At 71.3% G+C, this 22,170-nt stretch carries 17 protein-coding genes; 10 read left to right on the top strand and 7 right to left on the bottom strand.

The genetic code is table 11. The features are described 5' to 3' along the window. Positions 1-7 precede the first annotated feature (7 nt). From ACZ7L5_RS10310 to ACZ7L5_RS10325, 4 genes are all read left to right on the top strand, one after another. The gene (locus ACZ7L5_RS10310; protein WP_471516737.1) at positions 8-1,447 is read left to right on the top strand and encodes a rhamnulokinase; all 1,440 of its coding nucleotides are present in this window, start codon (positions 8-10) and stop codon (positions 1,445-1,447) included. A gap of 108 nt (positions 1,448-1,555) precedes the next feature. Next, positions 1,556-2,311 (top strand): (Fe-S)-binding protein, encoded by a 756-nt coding sequence (locus tag ACZ7L5_RS10315; protein ID WP_471516021.1) that lies wholly within the window; start codon positions 1,556-1,558, stop codon positions 2,309-2,311. Beyond that, a complete protein-coding gene (locus tag ACZ7L5_RS10320; protein WP_471516023.1) occupies positions 2,308-3,795 on the top strand; it encodes a LutB/LldF family L-lactate oxidation iron-sulfur protein in 1,488 nt (495 codons plus the stop codon). Before ACZ7L5_RS10315 ends, ACZ7L5_RS10320 begins: the two co-directional genes overlap by 4 nt. Beyond that, complete coding sequence (locus ACZ7L5_RS10325) at positions 3,792-4,454, top strand: LutC/YkgG family protein (protein ID WP_471516025.1); 663 nt, start codon at positions 3,792-3,794, stop codon at positions 4,452-4,454. The genes ACZ7L5_RS10320 and ACZ7L5_RS10325 overlap by 4 nt, the downstream gene beginning before the upstream one ends. A gap of 10 nt (positions 4,455-4,464) precedes the next feature. Here ACZ7L5_RS10325 and ACZ7L5_RS10330 read toward each other — a convergent pair whose 3' ends face one another. Together ACZ7L5_RS10330 and ACZ7L5_RS10335 are read right to left on the bottom strand one after the other, a co-directional pair. After that, a complete protein-coding gene (locus tag ACZ7L5_RS10330) occupies positions 4,465-6,003 on the bottom strand; it encodes an FAD-dependent oxidoreductase (RefSeq protein WP_471516027.1) in 1,539 nt (512 codons plus the stop codon). A 47-nt stretch (positions 6,004-6,050) separates the two neighbouring features. Then, the gene (locus ACZ7L5_RS10335; RefSeq protein WP_471516029.1) at positions 6,051-9,191 is read right to left on the bottom strand and encodes a family 78 glycoside hydrolase catalytic domain; all 3,141 of its coding nucleotides are present in this window, start codon (positions 9,189-9,191) and stop codon (positions 6,051-6,053) included. Between the two features lie 320 nt (positions 9,192-9,511). On the opposite strand from ACZ7L5_RS10335, the gene ACZ7L5_RS10340 reads away from it, so the two are divergent. After that, positions 9,512-10,303, top strand: coding sequence for an ABC transporter ATP-binding protein (locus ACZ7L5_RS10340; protein ID WP_471516031.1), 792 nt, complete (start codon positions 9,512-9,514; stop codon positions 10,301-10,303). A 3-nt stretch (positions 10,304-10,306) separates the two neighbouring features. Continuing rightward, positions 10,307-11,617: an FtsX-like permease family protein gene (locus tag ACZ7L5_RS10345; protein WP_471516033.1), complete on the top strand. Its 1,311-nt coding sequence runs from the start codon at positions 10,307-10,309 to the stop codon at positions 11,615-11,617. Positions 11,618-11,717: 100 nt separating this feature from the next. Here ACZ7L5_RS10345 and ACZ7L5_RS10350 read toward each other — a convergent pair whose 3' ends face one another. Further along, complete coding sequence (locus tag ACZ7L5_RS10350) at positions 11,718-12,287, bottom strand: TetR/AcrR family transcriptional regulator (protein ID WP_471516035.1); 570 nt, start codon at positions 12,285-12,287, stop codon at positions 11,718-11,720. Positions 12,288-12,462: 175 nt separating this feature from the next. On the opposite strand from ACZ7L5_RS10350, the gene ACZ7L5_RS10355 reads away from it, so the two are divergent. Next, positions 12,463-13,320 carry an AAA family ATPase gene (locus ACZ7L5_RS10355; protein WP_471516037.1) on the top strand — a complete coding sequence of 286 codons (858 nt, stop codon included), beginning with the start codon at positions 12,463-12,465 and terminating at the stop codon, positions 13,318-13,320. Next, entirely contained in the window at positions 13,317-14,675 is a 1,359-nt protein-coding gene (locus ACZ7L5_RS10360) for a vWA domain-containing protein (protein ID WP_471516039.1), read from the top strand. The genes ACZ7L5_RS10355 and ACZ7L5_RS10360 overlap by 4 nt, the downstream gene beginning before the upstream one ends. A gap of 12 nt (positions 14,676-14,687) precedes the next feature. Here the strand turns inward: ACZ7L5_RS10360 and ACZ7L5_RS10365 are convergent, their stop codons facing one another. Further along, on the bottom strand, positions 14,688-15,389 hold the full coding sequence (locus tag ACZ7L5_RS10365; RefSeq protein WP_471516041.1) for an SDR family oxidoreductase: 702 nt from the start codon (positions 15,387-15,389) through the stop codon (positions 14,688-14,690). Positions 15,390-15,568: 179 nt separating this feature from the next. Here ACZ7L5_RS10365 and ACZ7L5_RS10370 point away from each other — a divergent pair, with 179 nt between their 5' ends. Next, positions 15,569-16,546: an NAD(P)-dependent alcohol dehydrogenase gene (locus ACZ7L5_RS10370; protein WP_471516043.1), complete on the top strand. Its 978-nt coding sequence runs from the start codon at positions 15,569-15,571 to the stop codon at positions 16,544-16,546. A gap of 30 nt (positions 16,547-16,576) precedes the next feature. On the opposite strand, the gene ACZ7L5_RS10375 is transcribed toward ACZ7L5_RS10370, so the two are convergent. The 3 genes from ACZ7L5_RS10375 to ACZ7L5_RS10385 form a co-directional block, all read right to left on the bottom strand. After that, positions 16,577-16,936 carry a cupin domain-containing protein gene (locus ACZ7L5_RS10375; protein ID WP_471516045.1) on the bottom strand — a complete coding sequence of 120 codons (360 nt, stop codon included), beginning with the start codon at positions 16,934-16,936 and terminating at the stop codon, positions 16,577-16,579. A gap of 141 nt (positions 16,937-17,077) precedes the next feature. Continuing rightward, positions 17,078-18,055, bottom strand: coding sequence for a pyridoxal-phosphate dependent enzyme (locus ACZ7L5_RS10380; RefSeq protein ID WP_471516047.1), 978 nt, complete (start codon positions 18,053-18,055; stop codon positions 17,078-17,080). Further along, on the bottom strand, positions 18,052-18,768 hold the full coding sequence (locus ACZ7L5_RS10385; RefSeq protein ID WP_471516049.1) for a helix-turn-helix transcriptional regulator: 717 nt from the start codon (positions 18,766-18,768) through the stop codon (positions 18,052-18,054). The genes ACZ7L5_RS10380 and ACZ7L5_RS10385 overlap by 4 nt, the downstream gene beginning before the upstream one ends. Before the next feature lie 451 nt (positions 18,769-19,219). Here ACZ7L5_RS10385 and ACZ7L5_RS10390 point away from each other — a divergent pair, with 451 nt between their 5' ends. Continuing rightward, positions 19,220-21,985, top strand: a complete 2,766-nt coding sequence (locus ACZ7L5_RS10390; RefSeq protein WP_471516051.1) for a M4 family metallopeptidase — start codon at positions 19,220-19,222, stop codon at positions 21,983-21,985. The last annotated feature ends 185 nt before the right edge of the window (positions 21,986-22,170 follow it).

Raw genomic sequence — 22,170 nt, forward strand, 5'->3', positions numbered from 1 at the left:
TGCGCCCGTGAAGTCGTACGCCGCGGTCGACCTCGGCGCGTCCAGCGGGCGTGTCATGGTCGGCCGCGTCGGCCCCGACCGGCTGGAGCTGACCGAGGCGCACCGCTTCCCCAACCGGCCCGTGCGGGTGCCCGAGGGGCTGTGCTGGGATGTTCTCGCCCTGTACGCGGGCGTGCTCGCGGGACTGCGGTCGGCCGGTCAGGTCGACTCGGTCGGCATCGACAGCTGGGCGGTCGACTACGGCCTGCTGGACGCGGACGGGGCCCTGCTCGGCAACCCCGTGCACTACCGGGACTCCCGGACGGAGGGCGTCGCGGAGAAGGTGTGGGCGACCGTCCCGGCGGAGGAGCTGTACGCGGCCACCGGGTTGCAGTACGCGCCCTTCAACACCCTGTATCAGCTGACGGCCGCCCGGGCCTCGGCTCAACTGCACTACGCCGAGCGGCTGTTGCTCGTTCCGGACTTGCTGACGTACTGGCTCACCGGCGAGCAGGGCACCGAGCTCACGAACGCCTCCACCACCCAGCTGATCGATGCCCGGACACGCGACTGGGCCTACGACATCGCCTCCCGGCTGGGCATCGACCTGGGCCTGTTCGCGCCGCTGCGGCAACCCGGCGAGCCCGCGGGGGTGCTGCGCGACGAGGTGCTTCAGGAGACCGGGCTGAGCGGCCCGGTGCCGGTGACGGCGGTGGGGTCGCACGACACCGCGTCCGCCGTGGCCGCCGTTCCGGCCGACGGCGGCGAGCGGTTCGCCTATATCTGCACCGGCACCTGGTCGCTGGCGGGGCTGGAGCTGGACGCCCCCGTGCTGACCGAGGAGAGCCGGGCCGCCAACTTCACCAATGAGCTGGGGCTGGACGGCACGGTCCGGTATCTGCGGAACATCATGGGGCTGTGGTTGCTCCAGGAGTGCGTACGGGCCTGGGGGGACCCCGACCTGGGCGGGCTGCTGCTCGACGCGTCCGAGGTGCCGGCGCTGCGGTCGGTCGTGGACGCGGGAGACGCGGCGTTCCTGGCGCCGGGGCGGATGCCGGAGCGGATCGCCGAGGCGTGCCGCGCTTCGGGGCAGCCGGTGCCCGTCTCGCCCGCCGAGATCACGCGTTGCATCCTCGACTCGCTCGCCCTGGCCCACCGGCGCGCGATCCGGGACGCCGAGCGGCTGGCCGACCATCCCGTCGACGTCGTGCATGTCGTCGGGGGCGGCGCCCGCAACGCCCTGCTGTGCCGGCTGACCGCCGACGCCTGCGGGCTGCCGGTGGTGGCCGGCCCTGGCGAGGCGGCCGCCCTCGGGAACGTCCTGGTCCAGGCGCGGTCCCACGGGCTGGTCGGCGACCTCGCCGACGGGCGGCGCCTGCTCACCCGTACGCAGCCGCTGACCCGGTACGAGCCGCGGGGGGACGCGGCGCGCTGGAACGAGGCGGAGGCGCGGCTCCTCCGGACGTGACCGGCCCGTCCGAGGGTGACCGGCTCACCCGGGGCGAGCGGGGTCTCCCCTACGCCGCGCTGCCGCACTACCCTGCACTCATCCGATGATCGATCGCAAGGAGCCGCGATGCGTGTCGCCCTGTTCCTGACCTGTGTCAACGACACGCTCTATCCGGACACCGGGCGCGCTGTGGTGAAACTGCTGACCAGGCTGGGCGTCGAGGTCGACTTCCCGATGGCCCAGACCTGCTGCGGACAGGCGCACTACAACACCGGATACCGGCACGAGGCCGAGCCGCTCGCCCGGCATTTCTCCGATGTCTTCGGGGAGTACGAGGCGATCGTCACCCCGTCCGGATCGTGCGGGGCGATGGTGCGCGAGCTGTATCCGCGGATGGGTGAGCGGGCCCGGGCCGAGGGGCGCGGGGACACGCTCGCGGTGACCCTGGCGCCGGTCGTGCCGAAGACGTACGAGCTGACGGAGTTCCTGGTGGACGTGCTGGGGGTGACGGACGTGGGCGCCTACTACCCACACAGGGTGACGTACCACCCGACCTGTCACGGGCTGCGCGGGCTGGGGCTGGCCGACCGGCCCCGGCGGCTGCTCCAGGCCGTCAAGGGGCTGGAGTTGGCGGAGTTGCCGGGCGCGGACGAGTGCTGCGGGTTCGGCGGGACCTTCGCGCTGAAGAACGTCGACGTCTCGGCGGCGATGGGCACGGACAAGGTGCGCAACGCCGAGTCGACGGGCGCCGAGGTGCTGTGCGCGGCCGACAACTCCTGTCTGATGCACATCGGCGGGACCATGACCCGGCTGCGGACGGGAATGCGGCCGGTGCACATCGCGGAGATCCTGGCGAGCACGGAGGAGGACCCGGCGGCATGAGTGGAACGTTCGTGGGAATGCCGGCGTTTCCGGAAGCCGCGCACGAGGCCGTGCACGACACGACCCTGCGCGGCAACCTGCGTCACGCCACGCACACGATCCGCGCCAAGCGGGCCAAGGCCGTCGCGGAGGTGTCCGACTGGACGGCCCTGCGGGAGGCCGGGAAACGGATCAAGGACCATACGCTGCGTCATCTCGACCGGTATCTCGTGCAGTTGGAGGAGTCGGTCACGGCGGCGGGCGGCACGGTCCACTGGGCCGCCGACGCCGACGAGGCCAACCGGATCGTGGCCGATCTTGTGAAGGCGACCGGTGAGTCGGAGGTCGTCAAGGTCAAGTCGATGGCCACGCAGGAGATCGGACTGAACGAGGCCCTGGAGGCGGAGGGCATTCGCGCGTACGAGACCGATCTCGCGGAGCTGATCGTGCAGTTGGGCAAGGACCGGCCCTCGCACATCCTCGTCCCGGCCATCCATCGCAACCGGGGCGAGATCCGGGACATCTTCCGGCGTGAGATGGGCCAGTGGGGCCGCCCGGCTCCGGAAGGCCTGACGGACACCCCCGCCGAACTCGCCGAGGCGGCCCGGCTGCACCTGCGCGAGAAGTTCCTGCGCGCCAAAGTCGGTATTTCCGGCGCCAACTTCATGGTCGCCGAGACCGGCACGCTGGTCGTCGTGGAGTCCGAGGGCAACGGACGGATGTGTCTGACCCTGCCCGAGACGCTGATCTCGGTCGTCGGCATCGAGAAGATCGTGCCCAGCTGGCGGGACCTGGAGGTGTTCCTGCAGACCCTCCCCCGCTCCTCCACCGCCGAGCGCATGAACCCGTACACGTCCATGTGGACCGGCACGACGGACTCCGAGACGGCAGACGGGCCGAAGACCTTCCATCTGGTCCTCCTCGACAACGGGCGGACCGACACGCTCTCCGACGAGGTCGGCCGCCAGGCCCTGCGCTGCATCCGCTGCTCGGCGTGCCTCAACGTCTGCCCCGTCTACGAGCGGGCCGGCGGTCACGCCTACGGCTCGGTCTATCCGGGCCCGATCGGTGCCATCCTCAGCCCCCAACTCCGGGGCGTGACAAGCGAGATCGACGCCTCACTGCCGTATGCGTCATCGCTGTGCGGCGCCTGCTACGAGGTCTGCCCGGTCGCCATCGACATCCCCGAGGTGCTGGTGCATCTGCGGGAGCGCGTCGTCGAGGGCGGCCAGGTGACCTCGAACGGCAACAAGGTGGTCCTGAAGCCCGCGAAGGGGCATGCCGCCGAGCGGGCCGCGATGCGGGCGGCACGCTGGGCGTTCAGCCACCCGGGCGCACTGCGCACCGGCCAGCGTTTCGCGTCACGCACCCGCCGCATGCATCCACGCTCGCTGCCCGGGCCCGGCAAGGCGTGGAGCGGGACGAGGGATCTGCCGGCGGTGCCTGCGGAGCCGTTCCGGGACTGGTGGCAGCGGACGCAGGGCGGAAAGGGCGGGGCCAAGTGAGCAGCAGGGAACGGATCCTGGGCCGGGTGCGACGCGCGCTGGCGGACGTACCGGACACGCCCCGGGACGAGCCGCCGTACGAGGAGGCGGTTCCGCGGGACTATCTGCGGGAGCACGGGCAGCGCAGTGTCGCGGAGACGGTCGATCTGCTGGCCGAGAACCTGGCGGACTACCGGGCGATCGTGCACCGCTGCACGGCCGCAGATCTCGCGGCGACGATCGCCGGGATGCTCGCCGCGCGGGGTGCGCGCACGGTGCTCGTGCCGCCGGGGTTGGAGCCCGGGTGGCCGGCGGCGTCCGACGCCGAGCGGATCCCGGACCGGAAGGAGAGCACCCCGCACGAACTGGACCGGGTCGACAGCGTGGTCACGGCGTGCGCACTCGCCATCGCCGAGACCGGCACCCTGGTCCTCGACGGCTCCCCCGACCAGGGCCGTCGCCGCATCACGCTCGTGCCCGACCACCACATCTGTGTCGTACGGGTCCCCGAGCAGGTCGTGTCGTCGGTCCCTCAGGCGCTGGAACGCCTCGATCCCACCCGCCCGTTGACGTGGATCTCCGGCCCCTCGGCCACCAGCGACATCGAGCTGGACCGGGTGGAGGGGGTGCACGGCCCGCGCACGCTGGAGGTCGTCCTGGTCGGCCCCGACGGCAGCTGAGGGCACCGCCTCAGAGGTCGCGCCGCTCCAACGGCCGTACGGCGGGCCCCTGGACGACACGGCCGTCCGGATCGAAGCGGGAGCCGTGGCAGGGGCACTCCCAGGTTCGTTCCGCGCGGTTGAACGCGACCAGGCAGCCGAGGTGGGTGCACTTGGCGGAGACGGCGTGCACGTTCCCGTCGTCGTCGCGGTGGACTGCGCAGCGCTTGCCGGACACGTGGACGATGGCGCCTTCGCCGGGGGCGATGTCGTCCACCGATGTGGTCGACGGGCCGGGGAGGTGGTGCAGCCGGTCGCCGACGAAGTGGCGGGCGACGTCGGACTGGTGCTTGACGAAGTCCTTGCCCTCGCGGACGACGGACTTCAGACGGCGTGGGTCGTAAAGGTCACTCCACAGGTTCTCCCGACCGGTGATCAGGTCGCAGAGCAGGCGGCCCGCCATGATGCCGCCACTGAGCCCCCAGCCGCCGAAGCCGGTGGCCACGTGGACATGCCGACTGGCGGGGTGCAGGGGGCCGACGAGCGGGACGGAGTCGGTGGAGTCGTTGTCCTGCGTGGCCCAGCGGTGGGTGAAGGTGAGGTCACCGAAGCGCTCCACCGCCCAGCGGGTCAGCGCGTCGAAGCGCGCCTCGACATCGCCGCCCGCGCCCGGCGTGAAGTGCTCGCCGGTCACGATGAGAAGGCGTTTTCCGTCCCCGTAAGGGGCCGTGCGGATCGAACGGGTGTTCTGCTCGGGGGTGATGTACATGCCGGTGGGCGCCTTGGCCGCGTCGATGGGGGCGGTGACGACCAGTTCCCGCCGGGGCGAGAGGCGGGTGAACAGCAGCGCCCGGTCGAAGATCGGGTAGTGGGTGGCGACCACGACCTTGCCGGCCCTCACCTTCACGCCGTCCTCGGTCGTCAGCACGCAGGGCTCGCCCTCGGACAGACCCACCACGCGTGTGTGCTCGTACACCTGCCCGCCGAGGCGTTTGAGGTCGGCGGCCAGCGCCAGCAGGTACTTGCGGGGATGGAACTGCGCCTGTCCCTCGACGCGCACCGCCCCCGCCACCGGAAACGGCAGCTCCGTCCCGGTCACGTACTCCGCGCGCAGGCCGGCCTCCCGGGCGGCATCGGCCTCGGCGCGCAGGTCGTCGCTACGGTCCCCGTCCTCGGCGTAGGTGTAGGCCGCCGTGTCCTCCCAGTCGCAGTCGATGCCGAGCTCGTCGACGACGTCGGCGACGTGCCGGATCGCGTCCGTCTGCGAGGTCGCGTACAGGCGGGCGCCGTCCTTGCCGCGGGTGCGGCGGAGCCGGTCGTAGATCAGGGTGTGCTGGGCGGTCAGCTTGGCGGTGGTGTGCCCGGTGACGCCGGCGGCGATCCGGTCCGCCTCCAGCAGGGCGACGCCGTGACCCCGCCGGGCCAGCTCCCAGGCCGTGGCGATCCCGGCGATCCCCGCGCCCACGACGGCGACGTCGACCGTGAGGTCACCGTCCGGCGGGGGCGCGAGATCGCCGGGCGGTGCCGTCTCGATCCAGTACGACGTGCGGGTGCGGCTCGGCTCATCCATGCCGGCCGAGTTCCCCCGACCGGCATCACCACACGAGGGGCCGCAGGTCAGCCGAGGGCGGCTGTCACCCGGTAGTGGCCGGAGGGCAGCCGGTAGCTCGCTGTCCCGTCCTCGAAGCCCGCGTACTCGACACCCGTCACCCGGGCCAGGGGGGTCCTGCCCTCGCGCACCGAGACCGGGTCGGACGTGGGGATGTGCAGGGTCGCCGTACTGTTCGCGGGGACCACCGCCCGGTACGTCAGCCTCCGGGCCTCCGCCCGCCACTCGCTGACGATCTCCCCGTACGGAGAGTGGTGCGACCCGGCGACCTGCGTGACCCGCCCGGCCGGGTCGAGGTGCGGGCGCAGGAAGAAGTGACGGAAACCCGGGTGGGCCGGGTCCTTCGCGATGCCCGCCATGCTCTCGTACATCCACTCCATGATCGCGCCGTAGGAGTAGTGGTTGAACGAGTTCATGTCGACCGGGCCGAAGCCGTCCTCCTTGGAGTACGAGTTCCAGCGCTCCCAGATGGTGGTGGCGCCGTTGCGCACCGAGTACAGCCAGGACGGCATGGCGTCCTGGTGCAGCAGCCGGTACGCGAGGTCGACGCGGCCCTCGTCGGTGAGCACGGGGGCGAGGACGTTCACGCCGAGGAAGCCGACGGACAGGGTGTTCTCGGTGTACTTCACGCGGGTGCTGTCGGGGTGGGACTCCTTGTAGGCCTCGTCGTTGCCGATGTTCTCGGCGAGCAGCGTGACCAGTTGGCGGCGCTGGGCCTCGGTGTCGTAGAAGCCGAGTTTGAGGACCCACAGCAGGGCGGTCTGGGTGTCGTCCTCGGTCCGGCCGCCCGTGGGAGGCGCGTCTCCGAGACTCGACCGTACGGTCACCCGGCCCGTCGTCGCGTCGGTGGCCAGGTACTTGGTGGTGAACGCGCGCTTGATGCGGGCGAAGAGGTCGTCGTAGGCGCGTGCCTCGGTGGTGCGGCCGGTGCCGCGGGCCATGTCCGCCATGAGGCGCACGCTGTAGCCGAAGTAGACGTCGCTGATCAGCTGGGTGCTGGTGTCCTGGAAGGCGAGCCAGTCGCCGAAGATGGCGCCCTGCCCGGCGTACGCGTCGCCGGTGCGCCCGCGGATCCAGTCGACGTACTTCGTCATCGCCGCCCAGCTGCGGTCGACGATCGTGGGGTCGCCGGTCATCTGCCACACCGTCCACGGCACGACCACCCCGCAGTCCGCCCAACCGCTGGCGGGAGCGGCCGCGTTGTAGCGGTTGCCGGGCGCGACCGCCGTGAACTGGGCGCCGTCCAGGCCGTAGGTGCGCTGCGAGTCGATGAGGTTGTCCTCGAAGTGGCTGAGGAAGTTGACCGCGTCGGCGTTGTAGAGCCCGGTGTTGCAGAAGAGCTGGGTGTCACCCGTCCAGCCGAGGCGTTCGTCGCGTTGCGGGCAGTCGGTGGGCACCCAGAGGTAGTTGCCGCGCTGTCCCCAACGCACGTTGCTGATCAGCTGGTTGACGTCGGTGTCGTCGGTCGTGATCATGCCGATGTCGCGGAGGGCGGAGGTCGCGACCCGGCCGGTGAAGCGGGTGAGGGTGACGGTGTCGGTCGCGGTGACGGAGACGTAGCGGAAGCCGTAGAAGGTCAGCGAGTCCTCGTGGGACTCGCCGTCGGGGTCGCCCTTGAGGATGTACGTGCTGGTGGCCTTGGCGGAGCGGAGGTTGGCGCGGTAGACCGAGCCGACGGGGCCGTCGGCGCCCTCGCTGTCGTCGTTGAGCATCTCGCCGGGTTTGAAGGCGACTTGGGTGCCTGCGGGGCCGCGCAGGGTGTAGCGGGGTACACCGACCAGGTTCTGGCCCAGGTCGATGACGGCCGTGTCGCCGGGGTGCAGGGTCACGGCCGCCCCGGCTGCGGCGTCCGGGTCGGTGACCGTGCGGGCCGGGTCGACGACGATGCGGCCCTTGCCGCCCGGGCTGCCGTCCTGTCCGGTCACGCCGGTGTAGACGGTGACGGACTGCGGCTCGCGGTCCCACCGGGACATCAGGCGGGCGCTCTCGCCCGGGTGGGCGACCAGCCTGACGTCGGGGAACCTGGTGGTGAAGTCGTGCTCGGTCACGCCGGCCCAGGCGGAGGCGTCGAAGTCGCCGGCCGTCCAGCCCGCCAGTTCCTTGCGGGCGTCGTAGGTCTGGCCGTCGTAGATGTCGTCGGCGCGGTAGGGGCCGGTGTCGGTGGCCTTCCAGTCGTCGCCGGGTGCGGTGACCACCGTCTGCTCGGAGCCGTCGGCGTACCGGATCAGGAGCTTGGCCTTGAGGGCCAGGCGGTTGCCGTCGGCGGAGTAGTAGGTGCTGTTCTCGGAGACACGGCTGTTGTACCAGCCGTTGCCGAGTACGGCGGCGAGAGTGACGTGCCCCGCGTTCCGCTGCCGCCCGCCGTGGCGCTCCCCCGCGACCAGGTCCGTGACGTCGTAGGTGAAGTAGTTGACGGTGCTGTCGTAGTTGGTCCAGCCCGGCGTCAGCAGCTCATGGGTGGTTGTGTCGCCCTGCGGTACAGCGACGCGGTGCCCGTTGATGTGGGCCTCATAGACGCCGAGGGCGGAGATGTAGAGCCGGGCGTCCCTTACTTGACGTCCCGTCAGCTCTGCCTGGTGGCGGAGCAGTGGGGCGCCGGGTGTGTTGGGTTGCTTGCCGGCCATGGTGATCCAACGGGCGCCGTCCCAGCCGGCGATGCCGTCGGTGCCGAGCAGGCCGGTCTCGAAGTGGGCGGTGGGGGCGGCGGGGACGGCGCGGCCGGTCTCGTCCCAGGCCGTCACCGTCCAGTGGTAGCGGGTGGAGGCGCGCAGGGCGGGGCCCTCGTAGCGCACGGCGATCGATTCCCGTGAGGCGACCCGGCCGCCGTTCCAGACGTCCGCCCGGGAGGGGGTCAGACGGTCGGGTGCGGTCGCGACGAGGATCCGGTACGCGGACTGGCGGCGGCCGCGCGTCGAGGACGCCATGCGCCAGCCGAACCGCGGGTGGGCGGCGTCCACGCCGAGGGGGTTCGTTCTGTGCTCGACCGTCAGGCCCTCGACGGCCGTGCGCTGCGAGGTGGGTGCGGCCGATGCGGGGCCGCCTGCGGCGATCCCGCCCGCCAGAACCACCGGTGCTGCGCCGAGTGCGGTGGTGAGCACGGTCCTGCGGCGGACCCCTCTGCCCTTCGTGCTGTCGACTCCGTCGTTCATGCCGTAGTCCCTTCGGCTCATCGAAGTTGGAACGATTCAGGTCGAACGACGGTTGAAGCTAGTGGCAGAAGTGACGTGAGTCCATGGTGCGAGCAGCATGAATTCTGTGCAGATTCCAACAGAAGCACTCAGTCGACGAAGGGTGCGGCGAAGATGGAATTGAAACCGTTCAATTGGCCGGTTCCGTGCGGTCCGAGGCTCTGCCCCGTCAGGGGGTGTCGCCAAGTACACCCGGCAATACGGGTTCTGCGCCCAATGTGGTCGACTCGTCGGCTCCGTAGCTTCGTCGGCAGGGCACAGGGAGTGCCGGACGGAGAGTGATGACGATGTTTCGGGCAAGCTCGCGACGTACGCAGGACAAGGGACCCGCCGCCGAGGCACTCCGGCTGGTCAAGGTCACCAAGACCTACGGTGCGCAGGACAGCGCGGTGACCGCGCTGGACGGGGTCACGCTGGGACTGGGACGGGGCACTTTCACCGCGGTGATGGGGCCGTCCGGCTCCGGCAAGACCACGCTGCTGCACTGCGCGGCCGGTCTCGACCGGCCCGACAGCGGCATCGTGTGCGTGGACGGCACCGAGCTGTCCGGGGGCGGCGAGGCCGAGTTGACGAAGTTCCGGCGTGGCCGGATCGGGTTCGTGTTCCAGCAGTACAACCTGCTCGACACACTGACCGTCGCCCAGAACACGGTGCTGCCGCTCAAGCTCGCCGGGCAGCGCGTCGACCGGAGGCGGGCCAAGGAGGTGCTGACGTCCGTCGGTCTCGGCGACCGGCTGGGGCACCGCCCGGACCAGCTGTCCGGCGGTCAGCGCCAGCGAGTCGCCATCGCCCGCGCCCTGGTGTCCGAGCCGCGGGTGATCTTCGCGGACGAGCCGACGGGCGCCCTGGACACGCGCAGCGCCCGCGATGTGCTGCGGCTGCTCCAGGAGACGGTGCGGGTGCACGGCCGGACGGTGGTGATGGTGACCCATGACCCGGTCGCCGCCTCCTATGCGGACTCGGTGCTGTTCCTGGCGGACGGACGACTGGCGGGCAGGCTGGACGCCCCGACGGCGGATGTGGTGGCAGAGCGCCTGGCGCACCTGGGCGACAACGTGACGACGGGGGTATGAGCGATGTTCATGCTGGCCATACGGTCGACAGGGCACCGCCCCGGGCGGTTCCTCGCCACGCTGCTGTCCGCGTTTCTCGGCGCGGCGATCATCATGACGTTCAACTCGATGCACGACACGGCCGCGCAGGACGGCGTCGACTCGACCAGCGCGGAGACACTGTCCACCGCGGCGGGCGTCGTCGGCGGCTACGGCACCCTGCTGGTCTTCTTCGCCGTCGCCTCCGCCCTGACGGTCAACGTCCGTCAGCGCACGGGCGAGTTGGAGCTGCTGCGCTGCTCGGGGGCGACTCCGGCGCAGCTCAAGCGGATGGTCGTCGGTGAGGCGGTGGTCGTGGCGCTGGTGGGCGCGGCGCTGGCGATCGGCCCGGCGATGCTGGGCGGCCGGGCACTGCTGGAGATCTTCCAGAACAGCGGCCAGGTTGCCGAGTCCGTCGACCACTCCTTCGGCCCGATCGCGCTCCTGTCGGGCATCGACATCACGCTGCTCGCGTCCGCGGGCGCCGCCTTCCTCGCCGTACGGCGAGCGACGCGCGGACCCCAACGGCGGGGCGGGGCACGAAAGTTCCTCGCGTACGGCGCGATGCTCGCCGGGGCCGCCGCGGCCTCCTCCACCTTCGCGTTCTCGGCGACGGACGCGGCGCTGATGGCAGCGCCGGCCTACGGGGCGATCCTGCTGTCGGTCGGCTTCGCCCTGATGGCGCCGCGACTCCTGAAGGGCGTGCTGGACCGGCTGCCGCTGAGCGGGGCGAGCGGTTGGCTGGCCGTGCGGAATCTGCGGGAGCGGGCCGGTCAGCTGGCCGGGATCCTGATGTCGCTGATCCTGTTCACGGCGGTGGCCACGGCCACGCTCACCATGCAGGCGGTGGAGAGCGACTCCGTCGAGGCCTCGGGTCTGACGAAGTCGATCGACGCCAAGAACCTGGAGACGCTCAACTTCACGGTCGTCGGCATCATCGTGGTCTTCGTCTGCGTGATGCTGGTCAACTCGCTGTACGCCGCGACGAGTTACCGCAGCCGGGAGTTCGGGCAGCAGCGACTCGCCGGGGCGACCCCCGGGCAGGTGCTCGGGACGGTCGGCACCGAGACGCTGATCCTGACCGTATCCGGAGTCCTCCTCGGCATGGTGGCCGCGCTGGCCGGGATCGTCCCGTTCACGATGGTCCGCACCGACGGGGTGCTGCCGGGGCAGGCCTACGGCACGGCGGTCGCCGTGGTCGCGATCGCGGCGACGGTGACCCTGGGCACCAGCCTCGCCACGGCCCGGCGGATGCTGCGCACTCCGGCGGTGAGGGCGGTCGCGGTGGCGCCGTGACGCCGGGCACGACGAGGACGACAGGCAGGACGGGGACGACAGGCACGAGCACGACAGGCGGGTCGAGGGGTGGTCACCACGGTGGCCGCCCCTTCCTGTGTCACTCCACGCCGGCCGCGTCCAGCAGCGCGGTCACGGTCGCGGTGGCCAGCCCGTCCAGCGTCTCGACCTGCGCGCCCGCCCGGGCGCTGGCCCCGTCGAAGACCAGCATCAGCTGGCGGGCAAGCAGCTCGGGATCCCGCGCCCCGCCCTCCTGTGCACGCGCACGGAAAAAGTCCCGCATCCACTCCTTCGCCCCGCGCGCGACCGCACTCGCCGGATGCTCGGGATCCTTCAGCTCGACCAGGACCGCGAGATAGGGACAGCCGTGGTAGGCGGGCTCGGTGGACGCCTTCTCCAGCCGCTCGAAGACATGCAGGATCCGCTGCCGGGGCGTACCGGCGTCCTGGTCGCCGGGCGCCAGCTGGGCCTCGTACGCCGGAAGCTGTCGGGCCAGGCTCGCCGCGAGGACCTCGTCCTTGCTCGCGAAGAGCTGGTACATGGACCGCTTCGAGACCCCGGCGGTCCGGCACAGCGCCTCGACGCCGATGGAGACGCCGTCGCGGTAGAAGAGCTCGGCCGCCGCGTCGAGGAGCCGGTCCTTGGTGGACGCCTTGTCTGTCATGGCCATACGGCGAGGCTACCGCGCGCCCGACCCAGAAGGAAACCGATCGGTCTCCAGTGAGGAAGCCCTCGCAAAAGCCCTCGGATCACGGGTGACAGCGGAGGTGAACAAGCGCTTAGATAGGTGACTGGACCAGATAGGTGACCGGAACAGACATCTCTCACCCCAGCCGGAGGCCCCGTTGTTCACTTCCGTCGACGACGTCTCCGCACGTCTGGCCGAGACCGGCTATCTCGCCTCGCCCGCGGTCGCCACGACCGTCTTCCTCGCCGACCGCCTCGGCAAGCCGCTCCTGGTGGAGGGCCCGGCCGGGGTCGGCAAGACGGAGCTGGCCAAGGCCGTGGCCGAGATCACCGGGGCGCGGCTCGTGCGCCTGCAGTGCTATGAGGGCGTCGACGAGTCCCGGGCACTGTACGAGTGGAACCACGCCAAGCAGCTGCTGCGCATCAGCGCGGGCCGCGACGAGACGTGGGACGAGGCGCGCACGGACATCTTCAGCGAGGAGTTCCTGCTCACGCGGCCACTGCTGACGGCCATCCGGGGGGACGAGGCGAAGGTCCTGCTGATCGACGAGACCGACAAGGCGGACGTCGAGGTGGAGGGCCTGTTGCTGGAGGTACTCAGCGACTTCCAGGTGACCGTCCCCGAACTCGGCACGATCACCGCGACACGCCGCCCCTTCGTCGTCCTCACGTCCAACGCCAGCCGAGAGCTGTCCGAGGCGCTGCGCCGCCGCTGCCTGTTCCTCCACATCGGCTTCCCGGACGAGGAGCTGGAGCGCCGGATCGTACGGCTGAAGGTGCCGGGACTCGACGAGGCGCTGGTCCGCTCAGTCGTCCGGGTCGTGGGCGCGCTGCGGGCGATGGACCTGCGCAAGGTGCCGTCGGTCGCCGAGACCATCGACTGGGCGCGCACCCTGCTGGCGCTGGGCGCCGGCACGCTGGACGAGACGGTCGTGCAGGCCAGCCTCGGCGTGCTCCTCAAACACCAGGACGACGTCCTCAAGGCGACCGCCAAGCTCGACCTGGACGCCCTGTGACCACGCCCGCGGGCGTCGCGGAGCGGCTGACGTCCCTCGTCTCGGCGCTGCGTGCGCACGGTGTCCGCATCGGCACCGGCGAGACGGTCGACGCGGGGCGCGCGATGGAGGCCCTCGGTCTCGCCGACCGGGAGCTGCTGCGCGAGGGGCTGGCGGCGACGCTGTTGCACGGAAACGGCCAACGACCGGTGTTCGACCCGGTCTTCGACCTCTACTTTCCGCGCGGGGTCGGCGCACCGGAGCAGAAAGCCGCGGGACGGGACGACCTGCGCAACCGTCTGGCGGCGGCCCTGGCTGCCAACGACCAGGCCCAGATGGGCCGCCTGGCGGCCGAGGCGGTCGACGGTTTCGGTGGTTACGGCTCCTCGCCGGAGTCGGACGGCTGGTCGTCGTACCAGACGCTGGAACGGCTGCGGCCACAGACCCTGCTGGCCCGTGTCCGCGACACCATCCGTGGGCAGGGCGGGAGTCCGGGGTTCACGGACCGGCTGCTGGAGGACGAGATCCGGCAGCGCATCGAGGCGTTCCGGGCACTGGTGGCCGCGGAGGCGCGACGCCGGGTCGCCGAGCGGCGCGGGCGGGACGAGATCGCCCGGCGGGCGGTGGCTCCGACCGCCGACCGGGTCGACTTCCTCTTCGCCGGCAAGGCTCAACTGGCCGAGCTGCGCAGGGCCGTGCAGCCACTCGCCCGCAAACTCGCGACCCGGCTCGCGGCGCGTCGCCGTCGCGCTTCGCGGGGCAGTATCGATCTACGGCGAACCCTGCGCGGTTCCCTGTCGACGGGCGGCGTGCCGATGAAGCCGGTACTGCGCCGACGCCGGCCCGTCCGCCCCGAACTGGTGCTGCTGTGCGATGTGTCGGGGTCGGTGTCCGGCTTCTCGGACTTCACGATGCTGCTGGTGCAGGCGCTGCACGACCAGTTCAGCAAGGTGCGTGTGTTCGCCTTCGTCAACCGGATCGACGAGGTGACCGGGCTGCTCCAGCGCGGGACCGCCGACCCGGAGGGGCTCAGCGCCCGCATCGAGGCGGAGGCCACGCTGACGGGCTATCACGGCAGCAGCGACTACGGCATGGCGCTGGGCGAGTTCGCGGAGCGGTACGGCGACACGGTCGGCCATCGCACGACCGTGTTCGTCCTCGGCGACGCCCGCACCAACCGGAGCGACCCGAACCTGCCCGCCGTACGGCAGATCTCCGAACGGGCCCGTCGGGTCTACTGGCTGAACCCGGAGCAGCGCTCCCGCTGGGGCACGGGCGACTCCGCCGCACCCGCCTACGCCGAGCTGGTCGAGATGCACGAGTGCCGCACCGCCCGGCAGCTCAGCGCGCTGGTGGCGCGCCTGCTGCCGGTGTGATCAGGGCGCAGGTCAGGCGGCGAGCTGCGGGTACAGAGTGGCCGGGTCGGCCGCCAGGCCCGCCTTGACCTGCCGCGAGACGTCGTCGGCCAGGACCTCGAAGGCGCCCGACGCGATCCCGTCGAGGGCCTGGGCGGCGACACTCTCGGCCGTGGACTTGGGCGCGTCGATGCCGACGGTCAGGTCGGTGTCGACGTATCCGACGTGCAGGCCCGTGACCTCGATGCCGCGCGGCTTCAGGTCCAGGCGCAGTGAGTTGGTCTGCGACCAGAAGGCGGCCTTGGATGCGCTGTAGGAACCGGCGAGACCAATCCACGACAGCACGGAGTGGACGTTCAGGATGTGCCCGCCGCCGTTGCGTTCGAGGACGGGCACGAAGGCCCGTGTGACCAGGAGCGGTCCGTAGAAGTTGGTCTCGAACTCACGGCGGACGTCCTCGACGGGAGAGTCGAGGAAGTTCGCGTTGACCGACGCGCCCGCGTTGTTGATCAGCAGGGTGACGTCCTGCGCCTGCTCGGCAGCCGCCGCGACGGACGCGGGGTCGGTCACCTCCAGGGCGAGCGGCACCGCATCGGGGTGGGTGACGGTGCGCGGGTCGCGGGCGGTGGCGTACACCTTCTTCGCGCCCCGCTCGTACAGGGCGGCGACCAGGGCACGGCCGATGCCGCGGCTGCCGCCGGTGACCAGGGCGACGGAACCTTCGATGGCGGTCATGGGATCTCCAGGCTGTCTCAAGACATGGAAACCGATCGGTTTCCGACTGTGGGTCCCAGCGTAAACCGATCGGTTTCATCCGGGCAAGGCCAGGGGCGCCCCTGAGAAAATCAGGGTTCATCCCCGATATCCGCCTCCGCCGGCTTTCCGTAGGCTCGCCGGAGATGGAGGGGGATCCCATGAAGGCAGTGCTGCAGGACCGGTACGGCTCGGCGGACGTGCTGGAGTTCAGGGACATCGACCGGCCCGTGCCGGCCACCGACGAGGTGCTGGTGCGGGTGCATGCGGCCTCGGTGAACGCCTACGACTGGCACTTCATGCGCGGGGACCCCTTGATCGGCCGCGGCATGATGGGGCTGCGGCGGCCCAGGGCGCGCGTGCGGGGCCGGGACTTCGCGGGCACGGTGGAGGCGGTGGGCGCCGGGGTCACGGGAATCGAGCCCGGAGACGAGGTGTACGGCGAGGCCGACGGCGCGTTCGCGGAGTACGTGTGCGCGCGGGACAGCGAGGTCGGCCCGAAGCCGGCCAACCTCACCTTCGAGCAGGCGGCGGCGATACCGCTGGCGGGGAACACCGCCCTGATCGGCCTGCGCGACGTCGCCCGGCTGCAACCGGGCCAGACGGTCCTGGTGAACGGGGCGTCGGGCGGGGTGGGCACGTTCGCCGTGCAACTCGGCAAGGCGTACGGCGCGGAGGTGACGGCCGTGTGCAGCACGAGGAACGTGGACCTGGTCCGCTCACTCGGCGCCGACCGCGTCGTCGACTACACGCAGGACGACTTCACCCGGGGCGAGAAGACGTACGACGTGGTCCTGGACCTCGTCGGCAATCGCTCACTCGGAGAGTTCCGGCGGGTCCTGACGCCCACCGGGACGCTCATCCTGTCCGGCGGCGGGGTGTACGAGGGCGGCAGCGTCGTCGGCCCCATGGGGCTCTTCCTCAAGCGGCGGCTGGTGGCCCCCTTCGCGCGCCCGCAGCAGCTGCTCGAGATCTCGGCCCGGCAGAGCAGGGCCAACCTGGCGGCGCTGCGCGAACTCGCCGAGTCCGGCAGGATCGCCCCGGTCGTCGAGCGGACCTATCCGCTGAGCGAGGCTGCCGAGGCGCTCCGGTACGTGGAGGTGAAGCACGCGCGCGCGAAGATAGTCGTCACCGTCTGACGTACCGGGCACCGAGTCGGCGGCCGCGCGCTACTTCTGCTTCGCGTACTCCCTCGCCGTCTGTCCCTGGAAGTCGTAGACCACGACCTGCTCGTCACCCACGACCCAGGCGTCGTGTCCGGGCGAGCAGACGAAGACGTCACCAGGACCGACCTCGCTCTCGCCGCCGTCATCCATGCGGATGTGCATGCGGCCCTGGGCCATGTAGCAGTTGTGGTGCATCTGGCAGGTGTCGGTGCCCGCGATGGAGGCTAGGGACTCCGTCCAGCGCCATCCGGGCTCGAAGGTCGCCACGGCGAAGTCGAGATCCGTCATGTGGACGGCTTCGAGGTGACCGCGGGGGAAATCGCGCCGCTCATCAGGCTTGTCGATGGGCTTCACTTCCAACATGGTGGGCTCCCTTCCGGCCGCGTCTCACCGCGACCGCGGCCGACCTCCCCGGCGAACCCTGCGCACCGCCGTCGACGGCCGGCCCCTTACCACTCCATCGTCCGCCCGGCCATCCGGGGCCGCCATTCGGGGAACTCCCGCTCAGGGCCGCGTCCCACAGAGCTCGGCAAAGCGCTCGGCGTCGACATTGCCCCCGGAGATGATCACGCCGACCCGGCTGGGCAGCGTGCCCGCCCGGCCGGTGAGCAGGGCGGCCAGCGGGGTGGCGCCACTCGGTTCGACGACGATCTTCAGGCGTTCGAAGGCGAGCCGCATCGCGTCCCGGATCTCGTCGTCGCTGACCAGCGCGATCGCGTCGACGAGCCGTCGGTTGACGGAGAAGGTGAGTTCGCCGGGGGTGTGCAGGGCCTGGCCGTCGGCGATGGTGTGCGGTACCGGGATGCTGATGCGCCGCCCCGCCTCCAGGGATCGCTTGGTGTCGTCCCCGGCCTCCGGCTCGACGCCGATCATCCGGATGTCCGGATACAGGCCCTTGGCCGCCGTGGAGCTGCCGGCGATGAGCCCGCCGCCGCCGACCGGCGTCAGCAGCGCACCCAACTCCCCTACCTCTTCGAGGAGTTCGAGCGCAGCGGTGCCCTGCCCGGCCATGATGTGCGGATGCTCGTACGGCGGGATGACGGTGAGTCCGCGCTCAGCGGCCAGTGTCTCGGCGATCGCGACCCGGTCGCCGGTGTAGCGGTCGTAGGTGACGATCTCGGCGCCGTAACCGACGGTGGCGGCCCGCTTCGACGGCGGGGCGTCCTCGGGCATGACGATCACCGCGGTGGTGCCGAGTTCCCGGGCGGCGAGGGCGACGGCCTGCGCGTGGTTCCCGGAGGAGTACGCGGCGATGCCACGCTCCAGCTGCTCCGGCGTCAGACGGGAGGCCGCGTTGTAGGCGCCGCGGAACTTGAAGGCGCCGACCCGCTGGAAGTTCTCGCACTTGAGGAAGATCTCCGCGCCGACGAGTTCGTCGAGCGTGCGCGAGCGCAGCACCGGGGTGCGGTGCGCGACGCCCTTGAGCCGGGCGGCGGCGTCGCGGACGTCGTCGAGGGTGACCGGTGGGGTGGTGGTCGTCACGCGTGTCCTCCAGAGGGTGTCGTGTCGGTGGCGGCCTCGTCGGCCGACGTCCCGGCCTCGGTGCGCGCCTGCGACAGATAGCTGTAGGCGGACGCTCGGGAGATGCCGAGTCGTGCCGCAACCTGTTCGATCGCGCGCCGCACTGCGAAGACGCCCCGCTCGTCCAGGCCACGGAACAGTTCCAGGCGCTCGGCGCGTGCGAGACCGGCCCAGCTGCCGTTCTGCCGGAGCTGGTGGGCGTCGAGGATGGCGTCGACGACGGAGTCGATGTCGTTGCCGAAGGTGGTGACGGGTACGTCGGCTGAGGTGGTGCCGACGCCGGCGAGGGCTCCGAGCAGGGCGTGGGCGTCGTTGAGGGCGGTCACGTCGAGGTTGACGCAGAGGGCGCCGAACACCGTGCCCGTCGAGTCCCGCAGCACCATGGTGGACGCCTTGACCAGCTTGCCGCTCCGCGTGCGGGTGACGTAGTTCAGCTCGTCGCCCGCACCGTCGCCGCGCGCGACGACCCGCATGCCGATCTCGCTCATGGCCCCGCCCACGGCCCGCCCGGTCACCGAACCGGCCACGGCGACCACGGACTTCTCCGGCCGCCGATAGTCGTGCAGGACCACTTCGCACATCGGCCCGAACGTCGCCACGAGCCCGTCGACGACCGGCCTCAGCGCGGCCACGATCGCGTCCCGCTCCGCTTCGAGGACCCGCTCGGCCGCCATCGCACACTCCTCTGCCGCAAGGGCTCGGCAGTCTGATCCCCGAGCGTCTTCTAGACTACACGTCCAGGCTCTGTACTGACAGTCTAAATCGATCGGCTTGTCCACCGCCCCAGCCGAGCCGCACCGGTCGAGTCGCTCGTCCCGGTCGACCTGGTGGTCCGCCGCAGCAGCGGCCCTGCGCCCGAGTCTGGACGCTGACCGGCAGCCGCCGCCTGCCCGACTACGGCCGGAAGTCACCTGTGGGCACACCCGCCCCGTTGATCGAACGGAACATCGCCGCTTCGATGACCCCTGGCCGGGCGGCACTGTGCCGCCGGCACCCGCGAGCGAGGGGGGTCGGGAGACCGTGCGTCACCCCAGAAGAGCCACCAGGAGAACCACCGGCAGAGTCGGCGGCCGCCGAGGCGGTCACCGGGCACAACCGATCGGATTACCGGGTGCGGCGGCGCTGTTGAGCGTCGTCGCACTCGTCGTCTCGGCGGCGCCTGCCGACGCCGTGACGGAGGCGACGGCACCGCCGCCGAACCCGGCGGAAGTGATCCCGGGGCAGGAGACGCAGACCCCGGCGCTGGTACGGGGCATCCTGGAGCAGGCCTCCGCCACCGGCAGTGCCGCAGCCGCGGCCCGCGCCCATCTGGACGGCAGGCAGGGCCGGTACCGGATCCCCGACGCGAACCGCGATCTGGTGCCCGCCGGGACCACCGCCGCCGACGGCCGCGAGACCGTCCGGCTCCAGCAGCGGCACCGGGGGGTGCCCGTCCTGGGCGGCCAGTACGTCGTCCGTATGCAGCGGCAGGACGGCGAGCGGGTCGTCACCGGGACCTCGGGCAAGTACTTCACCGAGCTGAGCACCGGCACGACGCCCGAGGTCGGCGAGGCGCTCGCCGTCGAGCGTGCGGTACACGCCGTCCTCACCGAACTCGGCGACAGGAATTTCGCCGCCGCGCCACCGCGCGAGGGGGCCGAGGAGGAGTCCCCGCTCGAAGGCACCGCGCGCGGCCTCGTCGTACTGCCCGCCGGGGCGGGCGTCCTCACCCGGCACGTCACGGTGCACGGCACCGACCCGGCGACCGGTGAGCCCGTGCGCCGCGAGGTCTACGTGGACGCCCGCGCCGGATATCCGGTCCTTCAGTACAGCGGTATCAAGACGTTCGGCACGCCTCGCACGACAGCCGGGCAGTCGGCCGCCGGCAGGCGCTCGCGGCAGGCGCTCGCCGCCGAGGAGGGCACCGGCGTCAGGCTCGACGGCACCACCGTCGGCCTCGACATCGACCGCGACGACAACCGTGGTCTGTACGTCCTGCGCGACCGCTCCCGAATACCCGCCGGCGACTCCGACAACGTCCTGTCGACGTGGGACGCGCGCGGCAAGTGGTACACCGACGTCGGCGGAGTGTGGCCCGAGGGCATCCAGGAGTTCGGCTCGCCGACCCCTGCGTTCGGCCCCGAGGCCACCGAATCGGGGGCCGTGGACGCACACTGGGCAGCCGGGCAGGTCTACGACTACTTCAAGGGCAAGCACGGCCGCGACAGCCTCGACGGCCGCGGCATGACCGTCAACTCCCTGGTGGGCGTGACCAATTACGGGCAGCCGTACGTCAACGCCTTCTGGGACGGCCAGAAGATGGTGTACGGCAACGGCGACGCCGAGTACCGCCCGCTCTCCGCGGCCATGGACGTCGTCGGACACGAGATGACGCACGGCGTGATCGAGCATTCCGCGAACCTCGTCTACGCCGGTCAGTCCGGCGCCCTGAACGAGGCCATCGCCGACTACTTCGGCAACGCCATCGAGGCTGACGTGTACGGCATCCCTGCGACGGACCCCGACTCGGGCCTCCTGGGCGAGCGGCTCTGCCGGACCAAGTCCCCGCGGGAATGCGCGCTGCGCGACCTGGGCGACGGACGCACCACGGCCAAGTCGTTCCTCGGCGTCGGCTTCGCCACCGACAGCGGCGGCGTCCACCTCAACTCGACCATCATCGGCGGCGCGCTGTGGGACGCCCGTGAGGACCTGGGCGCCGAGACGATGGACAAGATCGTCTACAGAGCGCTGACCGAGTACCTCACGCCGCTCGACGGCTTCACCGAGGCACGGGCCGCCATGCTCGCCGCCGCCCAGGACCTCGCGATCCCGGCGGCGGGCCGGAAGACGCTGCAGCGCGCCTTCACCGCCCACGGCATAGCGCCGGGCTGGGAGTCGGCCCTCGGCATGGACGCCGACGTCCTCCTCGACCGGATCAACACCAGCAACACGAACCTGGGCGGGGGCGGCGGCTGGTGGGCGGCGTCCAAGTCCGACGAGGACGGCACGGAGCCGTACTCGGTGTGGGCCGGGCGCGCCGACGGCCAGGGCACGCCCAAGCTGATGAGCCCCAACGACGGCCGCTACCACGTCAATCCGGCCACCGACGGCAAGACCGTGGTGTGGCAGGCGTACGGCCCGGACGGCGTCGACGTCCTGGCCAGGCCGCTCGCGGGCGGCCCCGTGAAGAAGCTCTGGCACGGCCGGACCCCCGGCAGCTCGGTGGACGTCGACGGTGACCTCGTGGCCTTCGACTTCGTCACCTACGGCGGGCGCCGGGCCGTCGCCCATCTGAGCATCAAGGACCCGGCGAACGTGGAGACGATCGGCGGTGGCACCTACTACCGGGCGTGGGCGCCGTCGGTGGGCCACGGCAAGGTCGCCTACCAGGAGCGGCGACGGGTGCGCGCCGAGTACGCGGTGAGCACACGGGTCATCGACGTCGCCACCGGCGAGAACACCGCGGTCCAATCGGCCACGGACGGCATCAGTCTCGGCCCGACGGCCATCAACGGCACCCACGTTTTCTGGCTCCTCGACGATGACGCCACCGACGGAACGAGGGCCCTGCGCCGCGCCGCACTCGACGGTTCCGGCGTGGTGGACCTGAGCCCGGAGACCGGGCAGAACGCCCTCAACGCCTACGACCTGACGGTCTCGGAGGACAGCGTGACGGTCGGCAGCTACCTGCCCGGCGCCCCGCTCAGCAACGAATCGGCGCCCAAGCTCTACCAGTTCGCCGCGGCCGGCGCGCCCGATGATCCGGCCACCCTCAAGGGCCGGGTCTCCTGCAACCGCGGCGAGCAGTCGTCCGCGGCCGCGGTCGGCGGCAGCCAGGTGGTGTGGCTGGACTCGACGACCGGCACCACCGATGCCGTGACCCGCGCTCGGCCGGCGGGCCGCTGCGACTGACGTCGAGACGCAGTCCGAAAGGAGCAGTGCGACAGGGGCCGTTGGCCCGCCCGGTGTGCGACAGGGCGGGCCAACGGCCCCGCGCAGTAGCGTCGTTGGCTCGTACGGCCTTCGGGGCCACAGGCCCTTCAGCCGGTCCCTGTCAGCCGGTCCCTGTCAGCCGGGGCAATATCAGCTGGCGCCAT

The sequence above is a fragment of the Streptomyces sp. NPDC107528 genome, from assembly GCF_055639295.1.